The organism is Pseudomonas shahriarae (genome assembly GCF_014268455.2).
GTDB classification, from domain to species: Bacteria; Pseudomonadota; Gammaproteobacteria; order Pseudomonadales; family Pseudomonadaceae; genus Aquipseudomonas; species Aquipseudomonas shahriarae.
On record NZ_CP077085.1, the window covers coordinates 1,095,419 to 1,114,346 of the forward strand.

The 18,928-nt window shown below is 61.1% G+C and carries 18 protein-coding genes; 5 read left to right on the forward strand and 13 right to left on the reverse strand.

The annotated features are described in order from the left end of the window. Positions 1-214: 214 nt before the first annotated feature. The 9 genes from panC to dksA form a co-directional block, all read right to left on the reverse strand. Positions 215-1,069: a pantoate--beta-alanine ligase gene (gene panC / locus HU773_RS04735; RefSeq protein WP_186625361.1), complete on the reverse strand. Its 855-nt coding sequence runs from the start codon at positions 1,067-1,069 to the stop codon at positions 215-217. Continuing rightward, entirely contained in the window at positions 1,066-1,866 is an 801-nt protein-coding gene (gene panB / locus HU773_RS04740) for a 3-methyl-2-oxobutanoate hydroxymethyltransferase (RefSeq protein WP_057960650.1), read from the reverse strand. The genes panC and panB overlap by 4 nt, the downstream gene beginning before the upstream one ends. Before the next feature lie 272 nt (positions 1,867-2,138). Next, positions 2,139-2,624, reverse strand: a complete 486-nt coding sequence (folK, locus tag HU773_RS04745; RefSeq protein WP_057440161.1) for a 2-amino-4-hydroxy-6-hydroxymethyldihydropteridine diphosphokinase — start codon at positions 2,622-2,624, stop codon at positions 2,139-2,141. A gap of 5 nt (positions 2,625-2,629) precedes the next feature. After that, the gene (locus HU773_RS04750; RefSeq protein ID WP_186625363.1) at positions 2,630-4,027 is read right to left on the reverse strand and encodes a polynucleotide adenylyltransferase PcnB; all 1,398 of its coding nucleotides are present in this window, start codon (positions 4,025-4,027) and stop codon (positions 2,630-2,632) included. A gap of 712 nt (positions 4,028-4,739) precedes the next feature. After that, the gene (locus tag HU773_RS04755; RefSeq protein ID WP_057960648.1) at positions 4,740-6,167 is read right to left on the reverse strand and encodes a sigma-54-dependent transcriptional regulator; all 1,428 of its coding nucleotides are present in this window, start codon (positions 6,165-6,167) and stop codon (positions 4,740-4,742) included. A 22-nt stretch (positions 6,168-6,189) separates the two neighbouring features. Then, entirely contained in the window at positions 6,190-9,144 is a 2,955-nt protein-coding gene (locus tag HU773_RS04760) for a sensor histidine kinase (protein WP_170045325.1), read from the reverse strand. After that, positions 9,128-9,304: a hypothetical protein gene (locus HU773_RS04765; protein ID WP_003176118.1), complete on the reverse strand. Its 177-nt coding sequence runs from the start codon at positions 9,302-9,304 to the stop codon at positions 9,128-9,130. Before HU773_RS04765 ends, HU773_RS04760 begins: the two co-directional genes overlap by 17 nt. A gap of 62 nt (positions 9,305-9,366) precedes the next feature. Next, on the reverse strand, positions 9,367-10,254 hold the full coding sequence (gluQRS, locus tag HU773_RS04770) for a tRNA glutamyl-Q(34) synthetase GluQRS (protein ID WP_057960646.1): 888 nt from the start codon (positions 10,252-10,254) through the stop codon (positions 9,367-9,369). A gap of 84 nt (positions 10,255-10,338) precedes the next feature. Continuing rightward, positions 10,339-10,782 carry an RNA polymerase-binding protein DksA gene (gene dksA / locus HU773_RS04775; protein ID WP_057440158.1) on the reverse strand — a complete coding sequence of 148 codons (444 nt, stop codon included), beginning with the start codon at positions 10,780-10,782 and terminating at the stop codon, positions 10,339-10,341. A 320-nt stretch (positions 10,783-11,102) separates the two neighbouring features. Here dksA and HU773_RS04780 point away from each other — a divergent pair, with 320 nt between their 5' ends. Continuing rightward, on the forward strand, positions 11,103-12,275 hold the full coding sequence (locus tag HU773_RS04780; protein WP_057960645.1) for a pyridoxal phosphate-dependent aminotransferase: 1,173 nt from the start codon (positions 11,103-11,105) through the stop codon (positions 12,273-12,275). Further along, complete coding sequence (sfsA, locus tag HU773_RS04785) at positions 12,275-12,988, forward strand: DNA/RNA nuclease SfsA (protein ID WP_057440157.1); 714 nt, start codon at positions 12,275-12,277, stop codon at positions 12,986-12,988. Before HU773_RS04780 ends, sfsA begins: the two co-directional genes overlap by 1 nt. Here sfsA and HU773_RS04790 read toward each other — a convergent pair. After that, complete coding sequence (locus tag HU773_RS04790; protein WP_057960643.1) at positions 12,985-13,302, reverse strand: Rieske (2Fe-2S) protein; 318 nt, start codon at positions 13,300-13,302, stop codon at positions 12,985-12,987. The two genes, sfsA and HU773_RS04790, sit on opposite strands and share 4 nt — an antisense overlap. Before the next feature lie 174 nt (positions 13,303-13,476). Here HU773_RS04790 and HU773_RS04795 point away from each other — a divergent pair, with 174 nt between their 5' ends. The 3 genes from HU773_RS04795 to HU773_RS04805 are packed head-to-tail and all read left to right on the forward strand — an operon-like array spanning position 13,477 to position 16,156. After that, positions 13,477-14,355 (forward strand): heme/hemin ABC transporter substrate-binding protein, encoded by an 879-nt coding sequence (locus HU773_RS04795; protein WP_057960642.1) that lies wholly within the window; start codon positions 13,477-13,479, stop codon positions 14,353-14,355. Beyond that, complete coding sequence (locus HU773_RS04800; protein ID WP_057440154.1) at positions 14,352-15,389, forward strand: FecCD family ABC transporter permease; 1,038 nt, start codon at positions 14,352-14,354, stop codon at positions 15,387-15,389. The genes HU773_RS04795 and HU773_RS04800 overlap by 4 nt, the downstream gene beginning before the upstream one ends. Further along, positions 15,389-16,156 (forward strand): heme ABC transporter ATP-binding protein, encoded by a 768-nt coding sequence (locus tag HU773_RS04805; protein ID WP_057440153.1) that lies wholly within the window; start codon positions 15,389-15,391, stop codon positions 16,154-16,156. Before HU773_RS04800 ends, HU773_RS04805 begins: the two co-directional genes overlap by 1 nt. A gap of 269 nt (positions 16,157-16,425) precedes the next feature. Here HU773_RS04805 and HU773_RS04810 read toward each other — a convergent pair whose 3' ends face one another. The 3 genes from HU773_RS04810 to HU773_RS04820 all read right to left on the reverse strand — a co-directional run bounded on the left by HU773_RS04810 (position 16,426) and on the right by HU773_RS04820 (position 18,892). Beyond that, entirely contained in the window at positions 16,426-16,698 is a 273-nt protein-coding gene (locus HU773_RS04810; RefSeq protein WP_057440152.1) for a TfoX/Sxy family protein, read from the reverse strand. Between the two features lie 201 nt (positions 16,699-16,899). Continuing rightward, on the reverse strand, positions 16,900-17,244 hold the full coding sequence (locus HU773_RS04815; RefSeq protein WP_057960641.1) for a pentapeptide repeat-containing protein: 345 nt from the start codon (positions 17,242-17,244) through the stop codon (positions 16,900-16,902). Positions 17,245-17,335: 91 nt separating this feature from the next. Then, the gene (locus tag HU773_RS04820; RefSeq protein WP_057960640.1) at positions 17,336-18,892 is read right to left on the reverse strand and encodes a bifunctional aminoglycoside phosphotransferase/ATP-binding protein; all 1,557 of its coding nucleotides are present in this window, start codon (positions 18,890-18,892) and stop codon (positions 17,336-17,338) included. Between the last annotated feature and the right edge of the window lie 36 nt (positions 18,893-18,928).

Genomic DNA, 18,928 nt, shown 5'->3' on the forward strand with positions numbered 1-18,928 from the left:
TAACGCCGGGCGATTACATTAAACCTAGCGTGTCGATATGTCTTGGCTTTGTCTGCGCGCAAGCCGGTACTTTTTTATACCGGGGCCTGGGAGGCGCTAAAAACTGAATGTGGGAGCGAGCTTGCCCGCGATGGTGCTGGGTCAGCGACAAATACATCGACTGACCGTCCGCCATCGAGGGCAAGCCCGCTCCCACATGGGGAGATTGCCAGGCTTAAGCGCTGAGGTTGAGGTGCAGGTTGTCGATCAACCGTGTTGCGCCCAGGTACGCGGCGACCAGGATCACCACATCACGATCCTCGGCGGTTGCCGGACGCAGATGCTGGCCCTGGCAGACTTCCAGGTAGTCCATGCGCAGGCCGGCGGCCTCGATGTGCTGGACCTGCTCGGCCCGCAGCTTGGCGAAGTCGCGGTCGCCGTTTTCAATGGCGGTGGCGATATGACGGAGGCTGCGGTACAGCACCGGGGCGATGGCGCGCTGTTCTTCAGTCAGGTAACCGTTGCGCGAGGACAGCGCCAGGCCGTCCTCGGCGCGCACGGTGGGCTCGCCAATGATCTGGATCGGCATGTTCAGGTCGCGCACCATGGCGCGGATCACCGCCAGTTGCTGGTAGTCCTTTTGCCCGAACACCGCCAGGTCGGGCTGGGCCATGTTGAACAGTTTGCTCACCACCGTCGCCACGCCCTCGAAGTGACCCGGGCGGCTGGCGCCGCACAGGCCTTCGGACAGTTGCGGCACGCTGACCCGGGTCTGCACCGTCATGCCGTCGGGGTACATCTCGTCGACGGTGGGGGCGAACAGCAGGTTGCAGCCCGCCACCAGCAGCTTTTCCTGGTCGGCGGCCAGAGTGCGCGGGTACTTGTCCAGGTCTTCACCGGCGCCAAACTGCAGTGGGTTGACGAAAATGCTCGCCACCACGAAGTCGGCTTGTTCGGCGGCGCGTGTCACCAGCGTAGCGTGGCCGGCATGCAGGTTGCCCATGGTCGGCACGAAGCCAATGCGCTTGCCGGCGTTACGCGCGTGAGTGACGGCGGCCCGCAGTTCGCGCAGGGTTTTTACGGTGTTCATGCAGAGAATCCGTGTTCGAGGCCAGGGAAGGTAACGGCTTTGACTTCAGCCACATAGGCGCTCAGCGCGGCCTGGATGTTGTCCTGGCCGGTCATGAAGTTCTTCACGAATTTGGGGGCGCGGCCGGTGAGGTTCAGGCCGAGCATGTCATGCAGCACCAGGACCTGGCCGTCGGTCGCGCTGCCGGCGCCAATGCCGATCACCGGGATTTTCACCGCCTGGGTGATTTCTTCCGCCAGTTCGCTAGGCACGCACTCGAGCACAATCATTGCAGCGCCGGCCTGCTCCAGGGCGATGGCGTCGGCCCGCATCTGCCGGGCTTGGGCTTCATTACGGCCCTGGACCTTGTAGCCACCCAGGATATTGACGGACTGTGGCGTGAGGCCCATGTGTGCGCATACCGGAACGCCGCGTTCAGCCAACAATCGGATCGACTCGGCAAGCCACAAGGCACCTTCGACCTTGATCATATGTGCCCCGGCCTGCATCAGCTTGCCGGCGTTCTGGAAGGTCTGCTCAAGCGTTGCGTACGCCATGAACGGCAGGTCGGCGATGATAAAGGCGCCTTCGTTACCGCGCTTGACGCTGGCGGTGTGGTAGGCAAGTTCATCGGTGGTGACGGGGAGGGTGCTGTCATTCCCTTGAAGAACCATGCCCAGGGAGTCGCCCACCAGTAACACCTCGACCCCGGCCTGGCAGCAAGCCTGGGCGAACGTGGCGTCATAGCAGGTCAGCATGGTGATTTTTTCACCCTTGAGTTTGAGGCTCTGCAAGGTGGTCAGGGTAATGTCTGGCATGAAAAGGGTCCTCGTTCAGGCGCTTGGAAACAGCGAGTAACGCGCGTGAGTCTTCGTTTATACAGGCGCACTTTCTTCAGAGCAGTGCTTATAAGGCCTGGATTGCGCCCTTCAGCGCCGGGTTGGCGGCAGCGGGACGCCTATAGTCGTGAGGAGGACTCTGGAAGTCAATTGGATGTGTTACCGCATTGTTACGAGCGGGGTGTTACCGCTGTTACTGATGCGATTCAGCAGGTAAAAGGCGTGCTCGGCCAGCGCCCACAGGGCTTGAGTCAAGCAGGAGGCAGGCGTTCCAGGCCGACGAATGGGCATTGATCGAGCAGATCACTGAGTAGGCGGCCGTCAGGCAGTTGCAAAGTGGCCGGTGCCAGTTCGGCAAGTGGATACAACACAAAAGCCCTTAGATGCATCTGGTAATGAGGCACCTTGAGGCGCGGCTCATCAATCAGGCGATCGCCAAACAGCAGGATATCCAGGTCCAGGGTGCGCGGGCCCCAGCGCTCAAGGCGTTCGCGGCCCTGGTCGTTCTCGATGGCTTGCAGCGCATCCAGCAGTTCCAGTGGCGCGAGGGTACTGTCCAGCGCCGCCACCGCATTGGTATAGCGGGGCTGGCCGGGAAGCAGGGAATCACTTTGGTAGAAGGCAGAAACACCGACGAATGTGGTGTTCGGCAACTGCGCCAACGCCTCGATGGCGTTGCGCAATTGCTGTTGCGGGGCAGCGAGGTTGCTGCCCATACCGATGTAGATACGCTCCACGGTGCTTATTCGCCAGAGGTATCGGCGGCACTGCGCTTGCGTTTGCTACCGCTGCTGCGGCGGCGCTTTTTCGGGCCGTCGCCAGTGGGTTCGCCTTTGCTGCTCAGTTCACGAATCATCTCGCGACGTTCGCTGTCATTGGCGTCCTGGTAGTCGGTCCACCATTCGCCCAGGCCATCAGTCTGCTCGCCGGCGCTTTCACGCAGCAGCAGGAAGTCATAGCCGGCACGGAAGCGCGGGTTGTCCAGCAGCAGGTCGGCACGTTTGCCACTGCGCCGTGGCAGGCGTTCCTGCATGTCCCAGATCTCGCGGATCGGCATGGTGAAACGCTTGGGGATTGCGATGCGCTGGCATTGCTCGGCGATCAACTCGTGCGCCGCTTCCTGCATCGCTGGAATCGGCGGCATGCCACGGTTCTGCAGGCGCAGCACGCGGGCGGGCAGTGCCGGCCAGAGCAGGGCGGCAAACAGGAACGCCGGGGTCACCGGTTTGTTCTGTTTGATCCGCAGGTCAGTGTTGATCAACGCTTCACTGATCAGCGTGTGGGTGTACGTGGGGTTGTGCTCCAGTGCATCGGCGCTGGTCGGGAACAGTGGGTCGAACAACTGCAGGTCCACCAGCATTTCGAAGGTGTCGGCGGCATGCCCGGAAAGGAACAGCTTGAGCACTTCCTCGAACAGGCGTGCCGAAGGGATTTCCCGCAGCATCGGCGCCAGCTCGCGAATCGGCGCGGCCGTATGTTTCTCGATGCCGAAGTTCAGCTTGGCGGCAAAGCGCACGGCCCGCAGCATGCGCACCGGGTCTTCCTGGTAGCGCTGCGTAGGGTCGCCGATCAGGCGGATCAGGTGGTTGCGAATATCGTGTACGCCGTTGGCGTAATCGAGGATGCGCTCGCTGACCGGATCGTAATAGAGGGCATTGATGGTGAAGTCGCGGCGTTGCGCGTCTTCTTCCAGGGTGCCGTACACATTGTCCCGCAGGATGCGTCCGCTTTCGTTGCGGGAAGACTGGTTGCTGTCTTCCTCTTCATCGTTTTGCGGGTGGCCTGCTCGGAAGGTGGCGACCTCGATGATCTCGCGACCAAAGTGGATATGCACCAACTTGAAGCGCCGACCGATGATCCGCGCGTTGCGAAACTCGGCGCGCACTTGTTCAGGCGTGGCGCTGGTGGCGACGTCGAAATCCTTGGGAGTGATGTTGAGCAACATGTCGCGCACACAACCACCGACCAGGTAGGCCTGGTAGCCAGCGTTCTGCAGGCGTTCGACGATGTTCACCGCATAACGGCTGAACTGGGCGCGCTGCAGCGAATGTTGATTGCTGTTGAGCACTTCAGGCGTGCTGCGAATGTGTTGCGTACGACGCAAGGGGGAACGGAATGACTGGAACAACTTCTTCAGCATGGGATGCACTGTTTGAAGGAATGTTCGGCCATAACGAAGAATGACCGCATGATGGGCCGGGATTCTAGCATTTAGTCAGGGGATGGTGTAGGAACTAGCTGCAAGCGTTGAGCCAGATGCTTAAATAAGCCGGTGTGGCGCTCAAATCGCAGAAACTACAAGGGGAGCCGAAGCTCCCCCAGAAAGTAGTTGCGTGCTCTATTTTTATTATTGGTTTCGGGCTTCTTGTTTTTGTTGATCGCCCTCGCCATGAGATTTGACCTTCATGACACTCCCAATCGGGAGTCAAGAGCAAACGGATTGCTTTGGTCGCTGTGTTGCGATGATCAATGATCCAACCAGTTCAGGCTCTGCCTTAGGGCAGTTTTTGTTGTTCTCGGCCTGGTTGCGGGGCAAGCCCCAAATGCAACGCCTCTCCAAAAGAATCAGTTAGCTGCGCCTCCGCCGTGTTGTTTTTATTGTGCGTGAGTCGATTCGTCTTATTTTTATTGTGTGTGTACGGTGCTTTTTATTGTTCTTGTACTAAGCATATAGCAGGGTGCGTGCCAACTTTTGCGAGCCCCAGCAAAATCAGGGGGTTGGCCGGGTTTTGGGTGTTTGGAGGACGAAAAAAAGCCGGGGCTTCGTTACCGTAAGCCCCGGCTTTTTGTTACGTGAATATCTGAGGTAACAGTTTTTTCACGTTTGGGGTGTTACCCAATGTGAGTTGACCTCAGCTTTCGCTGGCAACCCCGGTCTTGCGCCGTGGAATGCCCAGGCGCTGGCGCCGTTCCCACAGGCACTTGCGGCTGACGCCCAGTTTGCGCGCCAGTTCGGTCTCGGTCATATGGTCCTGGTGCTCCAGGACGAAGTGCTGGAAGTAGTCTTCCAGGGACAAGTCTTCCGTAGGCTCATGGCTGGTGTTACTGCCGCCCTGTTGTGGTGCCAGGCCAATGAAGTCGTCATCGTCCAGGTCACTCAGTTCGATATCAATGCCCAGCAGCTCGGCGGAGATCTGCGGGCTCTCCGAAAGAATCACAGCCCGCTCCACGGCGTTTTCCAGCTCGCGCACGTTACCTGGCCACGAATAGTGGCGGATAGCTTGCTCGGCGTCGGCCGCAAACGTCAGGTCGGTACGGTTGACGCGCGCGCTCTGGCGCAACAGGAATGCATTGGCAATCTCGTTGACGTCGGCACCGCGTTCGCGCAGGGCCGGCAGCTTGAGGGCGATTACGTGCAGGCGGTAATACAGGTCTTCGCGGAACTGGCCGATTTTCGCCAGGCTCTTCAGGTCCCGGTGAGTCGCGGCGATCAGGCGCACATCGACTTTTTGTGACTGCACCGAGCCGACCCGGCGAATCTCGCCTTCCTGCAATACGCGCAGCAGGCGTGCCTGGGCTTCCAGGGGCAGCTCACCGATTTCGTCGAGGAACAGCGTGCCGCCGTCCGCCGCTTCCACCAAGCCGGCGCGTCCGGCGCTGGCGCCGGTAAAGGCACCTTTCTCGTGGCCGAACAGTTCGGATTCGATCAAGGATTCGGGGATTGCCGCGCAGTTCACCGAGATCATCGGGGCCTTGGCGCGCTTGGACAGGTTGTGCAGGGCGCGGGCCACCAGCTCTTTGCCGGTGCCGGACTCGCCCTGGATCAGGACATTGGAGTCCGTGGGCGCAACCTTGCGGATCTTGACGTACAGGTCCTGCATGGGCGGGCAGGAGCCGATGATGCCGATTTCGCCATTGCTGTTGTCGACCCCGGGTTTGTCGCTGGCGGCCTTGCCGGCCGGCCGTTCCGCCGGGGCACTGTTGGTGGACTGGCGGTCACGCAGGATGCGCGCCACGGCCTGGAGCATTTCGTCGTGGTCGAAGGGCTTGGCGATGTAGTCCACCGCGCCCATCTTCATGGAGTCTACGGCCGAGCGCAGGCTGGCATAGCTGGTCATGATCAGCACCGGCGTGCCCTGGCCCAGCTTGATCAGTTCGGTACCGGGCGCGCCAGGCAGGCGCAGGTCACTGACAATCAGGTCGAATGTGGGAATGCTGAAACGCTCTTGGGCTTCCTGCACCGAGCCGGCTTCGCTGACCTGGTACTGATTACGTTCAAGCAGGCGACGCAAGGCAGAGCGGATAATGGTTTCGTCTTCGACGATCAAAATGTGCGGCATTGATTCAATTCTCTCGACGGTCTCAGTTCACAGCGGACGTCGCTTCGACATGACGCGGCAAGGTCACCCGAATACGGGTGCCGCGTTGGCTTTCGGTGTCAGCCGGGCTGTCGATGGTGATTTGTCCATAATGCTCTTCAACGATGGAATAGACCAGTGCAAGGCCCAGACCGGTACCTTCACCAGGATCCTTGGTGGTGAAGAAGGGTTCGAACAATCGGTCCATGATGTTCTGTGGAATACCGCTGCCTTCGTCTTCGACGATCAGGTCTACCGTGTGCTCGTAAGCCTCGCTCTTGACCCTTACCGCACTGCCGGCGGGTGTCGCGTCGCGGGCATTGGACAGCAGGTTGATCAGCACCTGGGCCAGGCGTTGTGAGTCGCCGACCACCCAGTGTTCCGGATCGCACAAGTTATAGAACTGTACTTCGAAATTACGCCGGTTCAAGGCCAGCAGCCCAATAGCATCCTGGGCGACTTCGGCCAGGCACACCGCTTCATCGTGATTCTGGTGGCCGCCGGCATGGGCGAAGCTCATCAGCGATTGCACGATGCGCGAGACGCGTTTGGTCTGCTCGAGGATCTGCCCGCTGATTTCGGTGATTTCGTCGTCTTCTTCGCGCTCCTCGCGCAGGTTCTGCGCCAGGCAGGCGATACCGGTGATCGGATTGCCGATCTCGTGGGCCACGCCTGCCGCCAGGCGCCCGATACTGGCCAGGCGCTCGGAATGCACCAGCTTGTCTTCGAGCATCTGGGTTTCAGTGAGATCCTCGACCAGCAATACCAAGCCACTGTTGCCTGGGGCCAGGGGTTCGTCGATGGCCGCTTTGTGCAGGTTCAGCCAGCGGGTCTGGCCATCCAGGGCCAGGTGCTGTTTGTGCAAGTGTTCGTCGGGCAGGTTGATAAAGCCCTGCAGCAACTCGCGCCAGGGATCGCCGATGGTGGTCAGGCGCGAGCCGACCACGCGCTGGGCGGCGATGCCGGTCAGCTCTTCCATGGCCTTGTTCCACATCAGGATCTCCTGGTCCTTGGCCAGGGAGCACACGCCCATGGGCAGTTCCTGCAGGGTCTGGCGGTGGTAGCGGCGCAGGGCATCGAGTTCGGCGGCAAGGCCGGTGAGGCGTGAGTGGTAGTCTTCCAGCCGGCTCTCGATAAAGTGGATATCTTCAGTTACATAGTTTTCGCCGCCGGCCTTGTAGGGCAGGAAGGTCTCGACCATGTCCTGGGACACGCTGGGGCCCATCAACCCGGACAGGTTGGCCTCGATGCGGTCGCGCAGGCGGCGCAGGGCATAGGGGCGGCGCTCGTCGAAAGGCAGGTACAGATCGCGCAGTGCCTGTTCCACTTCCTTTTGTGCAGCCTTGGCGCCCAGGGGCTTGGCCAGTTGCGTGGCGAATTCCTGGGGCGAGGCGGCATGCAGTTCGCGGCGTTGCGGGCGGCGTACGTTATCCACCGCGCAGGCTTCGGCCGCACTGGTTTCTTCGGGGCTGGCGTTGGTGAACAGGGAGATCAGGGTGAACATCAGTACGTTGGCCGCCAGCGAGGCGATGGCTGCCATGTGCCAACTGGTGTCATCCAGCACGTAGATCATGTTCAGCAGCGGGATGTAGAAACCCTGCAGGTTGCCGACCAGTGGTAGCAGCATGGTCACCAGCCACACCAGGATCCCCGCCAGCAGCCCGGCGATAAATCCACGCCGATTGGCGGTTGGCCAGTACAGCACCGACAACACCCCCGGCAGGAACTGCAAGGTGGCGACGAAGGCCACAATGCCGAGGTTGGCCAGGTCTTGCTCGGCCGCCATCAGCAGGTAGAAGCCATAGCCGGCCATGATGATGGCCACGATCAGCGCGCGGCGTGTCCATTTCAGCCAGCGGTAGATATTGCCTTCGGCGGGCGGCTGATACAGCGGCAGCACCAGGTGGTTGAGGGCCATGCCCGACAGCGCCAGGGTGGTGACGATAATCAAGCCACTGGCCGCCGATAACCCACCGACATAGGCCAGCAGCGCCAGGGATTTACTGTTGGCGGCGATGCCGATGCCGAGGGTGAAGTATTCCGGGTTGGTGGTGGCCCCCAGTTTCAGCCCGGCCCAGAGGATCAGCGGCACCGCCAGGCTCATCAGCAACAGGAACAGGGGCAGGCCCCAGCTGGCGCTGACCAGCGAACGCGGGTTGAGGTTCTCGGTGAAGGTCATGTGGTACATGTGCGGCATGACGATGGCCGAGGCAAAGAACACCAGCAGCAACGTGCGCCAGGGGCCTTCCTGCAGCGGGGTGTGCAGGGCGGCGAGGGCGGTCTGGTTTTGCAGCAGCCACAGCTCAAGCTGTTGCGGGCCGTCGAACACCCCGTACAGCGCGTACAAGCCCACGCCACCGATGGCGATCAGCTTGATCACCGACTCGAAGGCAATCGCAAACACCAGGCCTTCGTGTTTTTCCCGGGTGGCGATATGCCGCGAGCCGAAAAAAATCGTGAACAGGGTGATCAGCGCACAAAAGCTCAGGGCCACCCGATGTTGCACCGGCTCGTGGGTAAGAATACCGATGGAATCGGCCACTGCCTGGATCTGCAGGGCCAGCAGCGGCAGCACGCCGATCAGCATGAAGATCGTGGTCAGCGCGCCGGCCCAGGTGCTGCGAAAGCGGAAGGCAAACAGGTCAGCCAGCGACGACAGTTGGTAGGTGCGGGTGATTTTCAGGATCGGGTACAGCAGCACCGGCGCCAGCAGGAAGGCCCCGGATACCCCGAGGTAGCTGGAAAGAAACCCATAGCCATATTGGTAGGCCAGGCCCACCGTGCCATAGAACGCCCAAGCGCTGGCATAGACGCCCAGGGACAAGGTGTAGGTCAGCGGGTGGCGAATGATCGCCCGCGGGATCATCCCACGCTCACTGATCCAGGCCACCCCGAACAGCGCGGCCAGGTAGGCGGCGCTGATCAGCAGCATCTGGGTCAGGCTAAAGCTCATCGGCATCTTTTTGGCTCTGCAGGATGAAAGTCACGACGATCAGGATCAACCACAGCAGATAGGGGCGATACCAGGCGCCCGTGGCGTCGATCCACCAGTCCATGATGGCGGGAGAAAACAGGTAGATCCCGACGACCAGCAGCAGGACCAATCGATAGATGTACATGTTGGCCTCTGATTGAAAAACTGCGGCGATGTTAACGGATGGTTGGCAGGCTGCAAGCGTCTTCAGTGCAATTGCGCTTCGGCCAGGGTCAGTGTGCGCGGGATCCGGGTGGCATCCCAGTGCCGGATGCCCCAACCGAGCAGTTCCTGTGGGCTGGCGTGGAGCAGCTCATCCCCCGGCTGCTGGCCGAGGGCGCGCAGGGCCCTGAGTAGCAGAGGTGTGGCCTGGTCGGGCGTTAGCGGCGGCGAGCGGTAGGATTTACCCAGCTTGTTACCGTCCGGCTGGATGATCAGCGGTACATGCAGGTAGCGCGGCTGGCGCAGGCCCAGCAGTTCTTGCAGGTACAGCTGGCGCGGCGTGGAGTCCAGCAGGTCGGCGCCGCGCACGATATCGGTGACACCTTGCCAGGCATCGTCGAGCACCACCGCCAGTTGGTAGGCATACAGGCCGTCGCGGCGGCGGATGACGAAATCGCCTACATCGCGGCCCAAGTGTTGTCGGAATTGGCCTTGTACGCGGTCAGTGAAATGGTATTCCAGTTCGGGAACCCGTAGGCGAATGGCAGCATCCTGCTGAGCGTGGCCGGCGTTGCGGCACAGGCCCGGGTAAATGCCGTTATACGGTTCCAGTTGCTTGCGTGAGCAGGTGCAGGCGTAGGCCAGGCCATGGTTGAACATGTCGTTCAGGACTTTGGCGTAGGCATCATGCCGCTCGCTTTGTCGGACCAGTTCCCCGTCCCATTCAAAACCATAGCTTTCCAGAGCATGCAGGATCGCCGCCTGGGCGCCGGGCTCTTCACGGGGAGGGTCGAGGTCTTCCATGCGCATCAGCCAGCGGCCTTGATTGGCGCGGGCGTCGAGATAGGACGCGAGGGCTGCAACCAGGGAGCCGAAGTGCAAATGGCCGCTGGGGGTGGGGGCGAAACGCCCGATATAAGGAGAGGCTGTCATGGCCTGGATATTACTGGAAAACCGCCAAACCCCAGAAACAAAAATGGGGCGTTTGCACGCCCCATTTGTTCGGCCGGGCAGGGATTACTTGCCGACCTGTTTTTCCTTGATTTCTGCAAGGTTCTTGCAGTCCACACACATGTCTGCGGTAGGACGGGCTTCCAGGCGACGAATACCGATCTCGATGCCACAGGATTCGCACCAGCCGTATTCTTCGTCCTTGATCAGTTGCAGCGTCTTGTCGATCTTCTTGATCAACTTGCGCTCGCGATCGCGCGCACGCAATTCCAGGGCAAATTCTTCTTCCTGGCTGGCACGGTCTGCCGGGTCAGGAAAGTTGGCTGCTTCGTCCTTCATATGGCCAACGGTACGATCGACCTCCTGCATCAAGTCCTGTTTCCACTTGTTCAGGATCTTGGTGAAGTGCTCGCGCATGGGCTCGCCCATGTATTCTTCGCCCTTCTTTTCTACGTAAGGTTCGAAGCCGCCGAGACCTTGAGTCTGCTGTTGCTTTGCTTGGGTGGACATGAATAGACCGCCTCTCACTCTTCTAATCCATTGCGCAGGATTGCAACATCACCGACACCTGCCGGCCCTGCGGCTGCAAGCGGGCGAACTTACCAGATAGCTTCGGGGTGCGCCACTCCCGGTTGTCGAGGCCCGTCGTGCCGGGGTTGCAAACTGCTGCGACCGGCAATGGCTGGGTATGCATTGTCTCGAATGTTGATTTTAGTCGTTTTGCAGGTGCTTGCCCGGCTCATTGCCCTGGGCCAGGCAGGCAATAGAGCATGTTTTACCTCGCGGGTTCGGTAGAATCCCGATTTTGTCCTCATTGTTAAGGAAGGCTAATGGCTCAGCCCTACAGTGCTCGCAGTCGAGCTATCGAACCTTTTCATGTCATGGCGTTACTGGCGCGGGCCAATGAGCTACAGGCCGCAGGCCATGATGTGATTCATTTGGAAATCGGCGAGCCGGACTTCACCACCGCCGAACCGATCATCCAGGCCGGCCAGGCCGCGCTGGCCAACGGCAAAACCCGCTACACCGCCGCCCGTGGCTTGCCGGAACTGCGCGAGGCCATCAGTGGCTTCTACCAGCAGCGTTATGGCTTGAGTATCGACCCCGAGCGCATCCTGATCACCCCGGGCGGCTCCGGGGCCTTGCTCCTGGCCAGTAGCCTGCTGGTGGACCCCGGCAAGCATTGGCTACTCGCGGACCCGGGCTACCCCTGCAACCGGCATTTCCTGCGCTTGGTGGAAGGTGCGGCGCAACTGGTGCCGGTCGGCCCCGAGGTGCGCTACCAACTGACTGCCGATCTGGTGGAGCGCTACTGGGATCAGGACAGCGTGGGGGCCTTGGTCGCTTCGCCGGCCAACCCGACCGGGACCATCCTGACCCGTGATGAACTGGCGGGCCTGTCCAGCGCGATCAAGGCCCGCAACGGCCACCTGGTAGTGGATGAGATCTATCACGGCCTGACCTACGGCACTGACGCGGCCAGCGTGCTGGAAGTGGATGACGAGGCGTTTGTCTTAAACAGTTTTTCAAAGTATTTCGGCATGACCGGCTGGCGTCTGGGCTGGCTGGTGGCGCCCCCTGCAGCCGTGGGCGAACTGGAGAAGCTGGCGCAGAACCTGTACATCAGCGCGCCGAGCATGGCCCAGCATGCGGCATTGGCCTGCTTTACCCCGCAGACTCTGGCGATCCTTGAAGAGCGACGGGCCGAATTCGGTCGCCGGCGTGACTTTTTGCTACCGGCTTTGCGCGAATTGGGTTTTGGTATTGCGGTCGAGCCTGAAGGGGCGTTTTACCTGTATGCCGATATCAGCGCCTTTGGTGGCGATGCCTTTGCATTTTGCCGGCATTTTCTTGAAACCGAACACGTGGCATTCACGCCCGGGTTGGATTTTGGTCGCTTCCAGGCGGGGCATCATGTGCGTTTTGCCTACACGCAAAATCTTGATCGACTACAGGAAGCGGTGGAGCGGATTGCCCGTGGTTTGCGGAGCTGGCAAGGCTGATGCGCTTTCATCCTCCCCTCGAAGAAGGTCGGCTGATTCGCCGCTACAAGCGTTTTCTGGCCGATATCGAAACCGCTACCGGCGAGTTGCTCACCATTCACTGCCCGAACACGGGCTCGATGTTCAACTGCATGGTCGAGGGCGGACAAGTCTGGTTCAGCCGCTCCAACGACCCCAAGCGCAAGCTGCCGGGCACCTGGGAAATCGCTGAAACGCCCCAGGGTCGCCTGGCGTGCGTCAACACCGCACGTGCCAACCCGTTGGTCGAAGAAGCGCTGCATGCCGGGGTGATCACCGAGCTCAATGGCTTTACCGGACTAAAGCGTGAAGTGCCGTATGGCCAGGAAAAAAGCCGCATCGACTTTCGCCTGGACTATCCCGACGGCGCGGCCTATGTCGAAGTCAAAAGTGTCACCCTGGGGTTTGACGGCACCTCTGTCGCGGCGTTTCCCGATGCGGTGACTCAGCGTGGGGCCAAGCATTTGCGCGAATTGGCGCATTTGGCCCGCAGCGGCGTGCGGGCGGTGCAGTTGTACTGTGTGAACCTGTCGGGCATCGACAGCGTAAGGCCGGCCGAGGAAATCGACGCGGGCTACGCGGCGGCACTGCGTGAAGCCAAAGCTGCCGGGGTGGAAGTCCTGGCGTACGGCGTGCAGGTGGGGGCGCAGCAAATCTATATTGATCGGCCATTGACGGTGTTGCTCAACGACTAGAGTTGCACCCACAACCCCTGTGCGTCTTCGCGGCCGGGCAGGGGGCTGAGGCTTTGGCCCGCGCACGGGCCGGCCACGCACTCACCGTTTTCGATCAGAAACAACGCGCCGTGGGTGGCGCATTGGATCATGCTCGCGCTGGGATCGAGAAAGCGGTCCGGCTGCCATTCCAGCGGAACGCCGCGATGAGGGCAGCGGTTGATATAGAAATACACCCGGCCTTCGCGGCGCACGGCAAACAGCTTGCGGCCGTCGATATCGAAGCCGCGGCTGCTGTCGGGTGCCAGTTCGTGGGAGGGGCATAGAAACTTCATAAGCGTTCTCAGGTGGTGCGGGTCAAGGGCTGTAGAGTGATCCAGGGTTTGCGGGTGAGCCCGGTGCTTGACGTTCAAATGCAAACAATTATCAAATGCCGGCTTCGCCTGTTAGCTGACTGCGTGCTCAGACGGTCGCATGACTGGCTCCACCCCCTGGAAGGAAACCCTTTTATGCGCCTGAGTACCAGCGCTATTGCGCTTGTTGTCGGACTGCTGGTCAACCACGTGGCGCAAGCCGCTGAACCGCCACAACGCTGGGTCAGCGCCGGCGGGGCGTTGTCGGAGTGGGTGGTGGCCCTGGGGGGCGAGTCAAAGCTGGTGGGCGTCGACACCACTAGCCAGCACCCACAATCGCTCAAGGCATTACCCAGTATCGGTTACCAGCGCCAGCTGTCGGCCGAAGGGATCTTGAGCCTGCGCCCGCAAATCCTGGTGGGCACTGAGGAAATGGGACCGCCCCCGGTGCTGGCGCAGATTCGCAATGCCGGGGTGCAAGTGGAGCTGTTTTCCGCACAGCCTGACTTACCGACCCTGCAAGGCAACCTGCAACACTTGGGCACGCTGCTGGGGGCTGAAGATCGGGCCATGGCACTGTTCAGTACGTATCAACAGCAACTAAACCTGCAAAAAAACGCCGTGACCCAGGCGCAAACCCGGCAAAAGGCCCCAGGCGTGCTGTTGGTGCTCGGGCATGCTGGCGGCAAGCCATTGATCGCCGGCAAGGACACCGCCGCCGATTGGGTACTGCAACAAGCCGGTGGGCGCAATCTGGCGACGCACACCGGGTACAAGCCGTTTTCGGTGGAGTCCCTGGCGGGGCTGAGCCCTGAAGTGCTGGTGTTCTCCGACCGTGCCCTGAGTGGCGAGGCGGCCCGCGCAGCCTTGTTCAAGGAAAATCCGATTCTGGCGAACACCTCGGCGGCCAAGACCGGTCGGGTCGTTGAGTTGGACCCCACCTTGTTGGTCGGGGGCCTGGGCCCACGGTTGCCGGCCAGCCTGCAAGCCTTGTCCGCCGGGTTCTACCCCGCTAAAACCCAAGCCGCCCCATGACCACTCTGGTTAAACCACGCGCCCTGTTTATAGGCCTGAGCCTGTTGTGTGTATTGGCGATCTGGCTGTCCTTGGCTTTGGGGCCTGTCAGCCTGCCGTTGCTCGACACATTGCGCGCCGCGTTACGCTTGCTTGGCGTGCCCCTTGAGGCTCAGGGGCTGGAGCAGGCAGAGTTGATTCTGGGGCAGATCCGTTTGCCGCGCACCTTGTTGGGGTTGGCGGTCGGCGGGGTGCTGGCGCTGTCGGGGGTGGCCATGCAGGGGTTGTTTCGCAACCCCTTGGCCGACCCGGGGCTGGTTGGTGTGTCCAGTGGCGCCGCGCTCGGGGCGGCGGTGGCTATCGTCGGCGGCGCGGCCTTTGGTGGCCTGCCGGATGCGGTGGGGCCGTATCTGCTGTCGCTGTGTGCATTCCTCGGTGGCTTGGGCGTGACGGCGCTGGTCTATCGCCTGGGGCGGCGTGATGGCCAGACCAATGTCGCAACCATGCTGTTGGCCGGTATCGCCCTGACCGCCCTGGCGGCCTCGGCGGTGGGCCTGTTCACTTACCTGGCGGATGACGCCACCTTGCGCACCCTGACGTTCTGGAACCTCGGCAGCCTCAATGGCGCCAGTTACTCGCGGCTGTGGCCGTTGCTGCTGGTCAGTGCCGGGGTGGCGCTGTGGCTGCCGCGCCGGGCCAAGGCGCTCAATGCCTTGCTCCTCGGGGAGTCGGAAGCCAGTCATCTGGGGATCAATGTCGAGGGGCTCAAGCGTGAGCTGGTGTTTTGCACGGCCCTGGGGGTTGGCGCCGCGGTCGCCGCAGCGGGGTTGATTGGTTTTGTCGGGCTGGTGGTGCCGCATCTGGTGCGCCTGCTGGCGGGGCCGGATCATCGCGTGCTGCTGCCGGCCTCGGTGCTGGCGGGGGCGAGCCTGTTGTTATTCGCCGACCTGGTGGCCCGCCTGGCCCTGGCGCCCGCTGAGTTGCCCATTGGCATTGTTACCGCCTTTATTGGCGCGCCGTTTTTTCTTTACCTGCTGTTGCGAGGGCGCGCCTGATGCTGCGAGTGGAAAACCTGCAGATCCGCCGCGGTCGCAAAACCGTATTGACCGACGTGACCCTGGACCTGAAGCCCAGTGAAGTCCTGGGTGTGCTTGGCCCCAATGGCGCCGGCAAAAGTACGTTGCTGGGCGCGTTGTGCGCGCAGTTGCAGGCGGATGAAGGCCAGGTCTGGCTGGATGACCGCGAACTCAAGGATTGGCAGGGTGCGCAACGGGCCCAGCGGCTGGCGGTGCTGCCACAGGTGTCGACCCTGGATTTCGCGTTTCGCGTCGAGGAAGTGGTGGGCATGGGACGACTGCCCCATCAGACCGGTCGGGCGCGCGACGCTGAAATCATCGACGCCGCCTTGCAGGCCGCTGACGTGAGCCACTTGAGCGGGCGCAGTTACCTGGCCTTGTCTGGCGGCGAGCGCCAGCGTGTGCACCTGGCGCGAGTGCTGGCGCAGCTCTGGCCGGGCGAGGCGGGGCAGACATTATTGCTGGACGAACCGACGTCGATGCTCGACCCGCTGCACCAGCACACCACCTTACAGGCGATCCGCAGCTTTGCTGATCGTGGCGCGGCTGTGCTGGTGATCCTCCACGACCTGAACCTGGCGGCGCGCTACTGTGACCGCATTCTGCTGCTGGAAAACGGCCGCCCCCATGCCCTGGGTACGCCGGCGCAGGTATTGCGCCCGGAACTGCTCAAGGCCGTGTTTGGCCTGGATGTGCTGGTGCAGCCCCATCCTGAACTAGGTCATCCATTGGTCATTGCCCGCTGAGGTTCGTCGTGGCTGCAGCGATGTACCGGGTTCATAAAACCCAGGCAAAAAAAGACCCGGCAAGAGCCGGGTCAAATAACCGTGATTAGCCTGATGAGGAGATAAACTGAGAGTCCGAACCAAGGGTCTTTCAGTTATCGGCTGATCTCGCGACCAGTTGTGATAATCATAACGATTCTCATTTGAGAGTCAATATTTGTTTTTACGCCCTGGGGCTTTTCCTCAAACGCATGTTTGAAATTCCCGTAAATCCTGGGCTCCGGACTGTTTCAGTTCTTGTTGCGTACCGACAAAACTTCCAATTGGCGATTCAAGGCTTCCTTGCGCTCAGTTGGAATATCGTTCCAATGCACATCCATCAATGCGCCTTCGATGGCATACAGCAGGACTTTGGACGCCCGAAAGCCACGACTGCGTACCGCCCGATAGGCGTCCACGGCGCCCAGGCGACGCAGGTCTGAAGCGCTATGGATGCCCACCGCATGCAGCCATTGCGCAGAGGTCTTGCCAAGGTTTTTCAGGTGTTGCAGCTCATCGTTCATTAAGCCTCCTTGCGACGGCCGAATGGTTCGGTGGGTATCGTGACCAGGCAAGCCTGAAAGGAGTGTAGCGCTCAGTAGGAAAAGCGTAGTTCTTTGCTCAGAAACGATGTAAACGCTTCTAAGGCTGGCGCTGGATTATTGACGGCGAGTGGCGCAAGCCCCCAGCCCGCGTTGCGCGTAGCTGGGGATAAGGGCGTGTTGTCAGCGGGTGCGGTAACGCAGGCGAGTGCCGAAATTGACCGACATCAGGATCTCGTCAGCGCTCAGCTCAGGCGGGAAGTAAGTGCCCGAAATCTGCGCATGGGCCAAGCTGGCGCCTTCCAGCGCGCAAGCGCGCAGGTCCAGGCCACGCAAATCGGCCGAACGGAAATAGGCGTCGGTAAAATCCACGCCCTCGGCATCCAGGTGGCGCAGGTCGAGCCCGCGGAAGTCACCGCCACGCATATCAATGGGGCCATCCTTGGGGCGTTCCTGATTGAAGCCATGGATGTCATCTTTATGCAGCAGCGCGTAGAGCGGGGTATCAAGCAACTTCGGCTGGCCCATGGCGGCATCTCCTGTTGGATTCATGGCGCCATTATAGTGCCACTATTGCTGGCTGTGAGCTGTTAACTGCTTCACAGCCAGGAAATATTTCTTACAGCCCTGGCAGGTGTTGACGAACATGGGCAACCAGCGCGTCCAGCGTCCCGCTTTCATTGGTCTCGACCCGCTTGCTCAGTAGCAGTTCCTCGGCGCTCAGAGGATCGCGGCTGGCTTGCTGCTGCTCAATGACCTCCAGGGTGGCGTCAGAAGGATCGTTTTTATCTGCCTGACGTTTCGCCAGCCAGTTGGCGATCACTGCCTGTGGTGCATTGCAATCGAGGATCAGGAAGGGCGCGCCAGTGGCCTCTGCGACTTTGGCGGCGGCGTCGCGTTGTTCACGCTTGAGGTAGGTGGCGTCCAGGACCACCGGGAAGCCCGCGCGCAGCACGGTTTCGGCGAGGGTATGCAGGCGGGCGTAGGTCGCTGCGCTGGCATCCGAGGCATAGATCCCAGCTTGTGGGGTGTTCTCCACTTGCTGCTCGCCAAACAAGCGCTTGCGTTCTACATCGGAGCGCAGGCGTATGGCACCGAGCGCGTCGACCAGGCGCATTGCCACATGGCTTTTGCCGGTGGCCGACACACCGTGGGTAATTGCCAGGAAGCGCGAGGGGATGGTGCTGTAGCTTTCGGCCAGGTTGGCGTAGTTACGGTATTGGCGCAGGGTGGTTGCACGCTCTACAGGCGTTGCTTCGGACGGCATGCTGAACAGGGCGACCTTGGCCCGCACCAGGGCACGGTAGGCCTTATAGAAGTTCAGCAGTTCGAGGCTCTGGTAATCGCCAGTCAGTTCCAGGTACTGGCTGATAAAACGTCGGGCCAGGGACTTGAGGCCACGGTCTTCCAGGTCCATGGCCAGGAAGCCAGTGTCGGCACATACGTCGGTGAAGCGGAACGGCTCGTTGAACTCGATGCAGTCGAAGATCACCACGTGATCGTCGATCATCGTTGCGTTGCCCAGGTGAATGTCGCCGTGGCACTCGCGGATAAAGCCATTGAGCTTGCGTTGCTCCAGCAGGGGCTTGAGGCGTTCGAAGCTGCTCTGGGCCCAGGCTTGCAGTGCTTGCAGTTGGGCCAGGTCGGCCTTGTCGCTGAGAAACGGGCGGATCTGCTCGAAGTTCTGCTGTACAGGTGCCATCACCTCGTCCGGCGTGCCGGCCGGGTGCGCCTCGGGAACCTTGGGCGCGTTCAAGTGGAACTGCGCAATCTGGCTGGCCATTTCGTCGATGTGGCCGCTGGTCAGCTCGCCATTGGCCTGCAAGGTGCTCAGCAGTTGGCTTTGCGGGAACTGGCGCATTTTCAGCACATATTCGATGGCCGGACCTTCGCCGGCCAGTTGCGGGGCTTCAACGCTGCCGGTGATCGGTAACACTTCAAGATACAAATCTTGTGTCAGGCGCTGGTTGAGGCGCAGTTCCTCGTTGCAGAAGTGGGAGCGGGCGTCCAACTGGGTAAAGTCGAGGAAGCCGAAGTTCACCGGTTTCTTGATCTTGTAGGCGTAGGGGCCAGTGAGCAGAACCCAGGAAATATGGGTTTCGATGACTTGAAACGCTTCGACCGGATGAGGAAACAGGGCCGGGTTTTGCAGGGCGGCAATCAGGGGCTGGCTCACGGGCGATCCTTCGGAGTCTGGGAAAATAATGGAGCG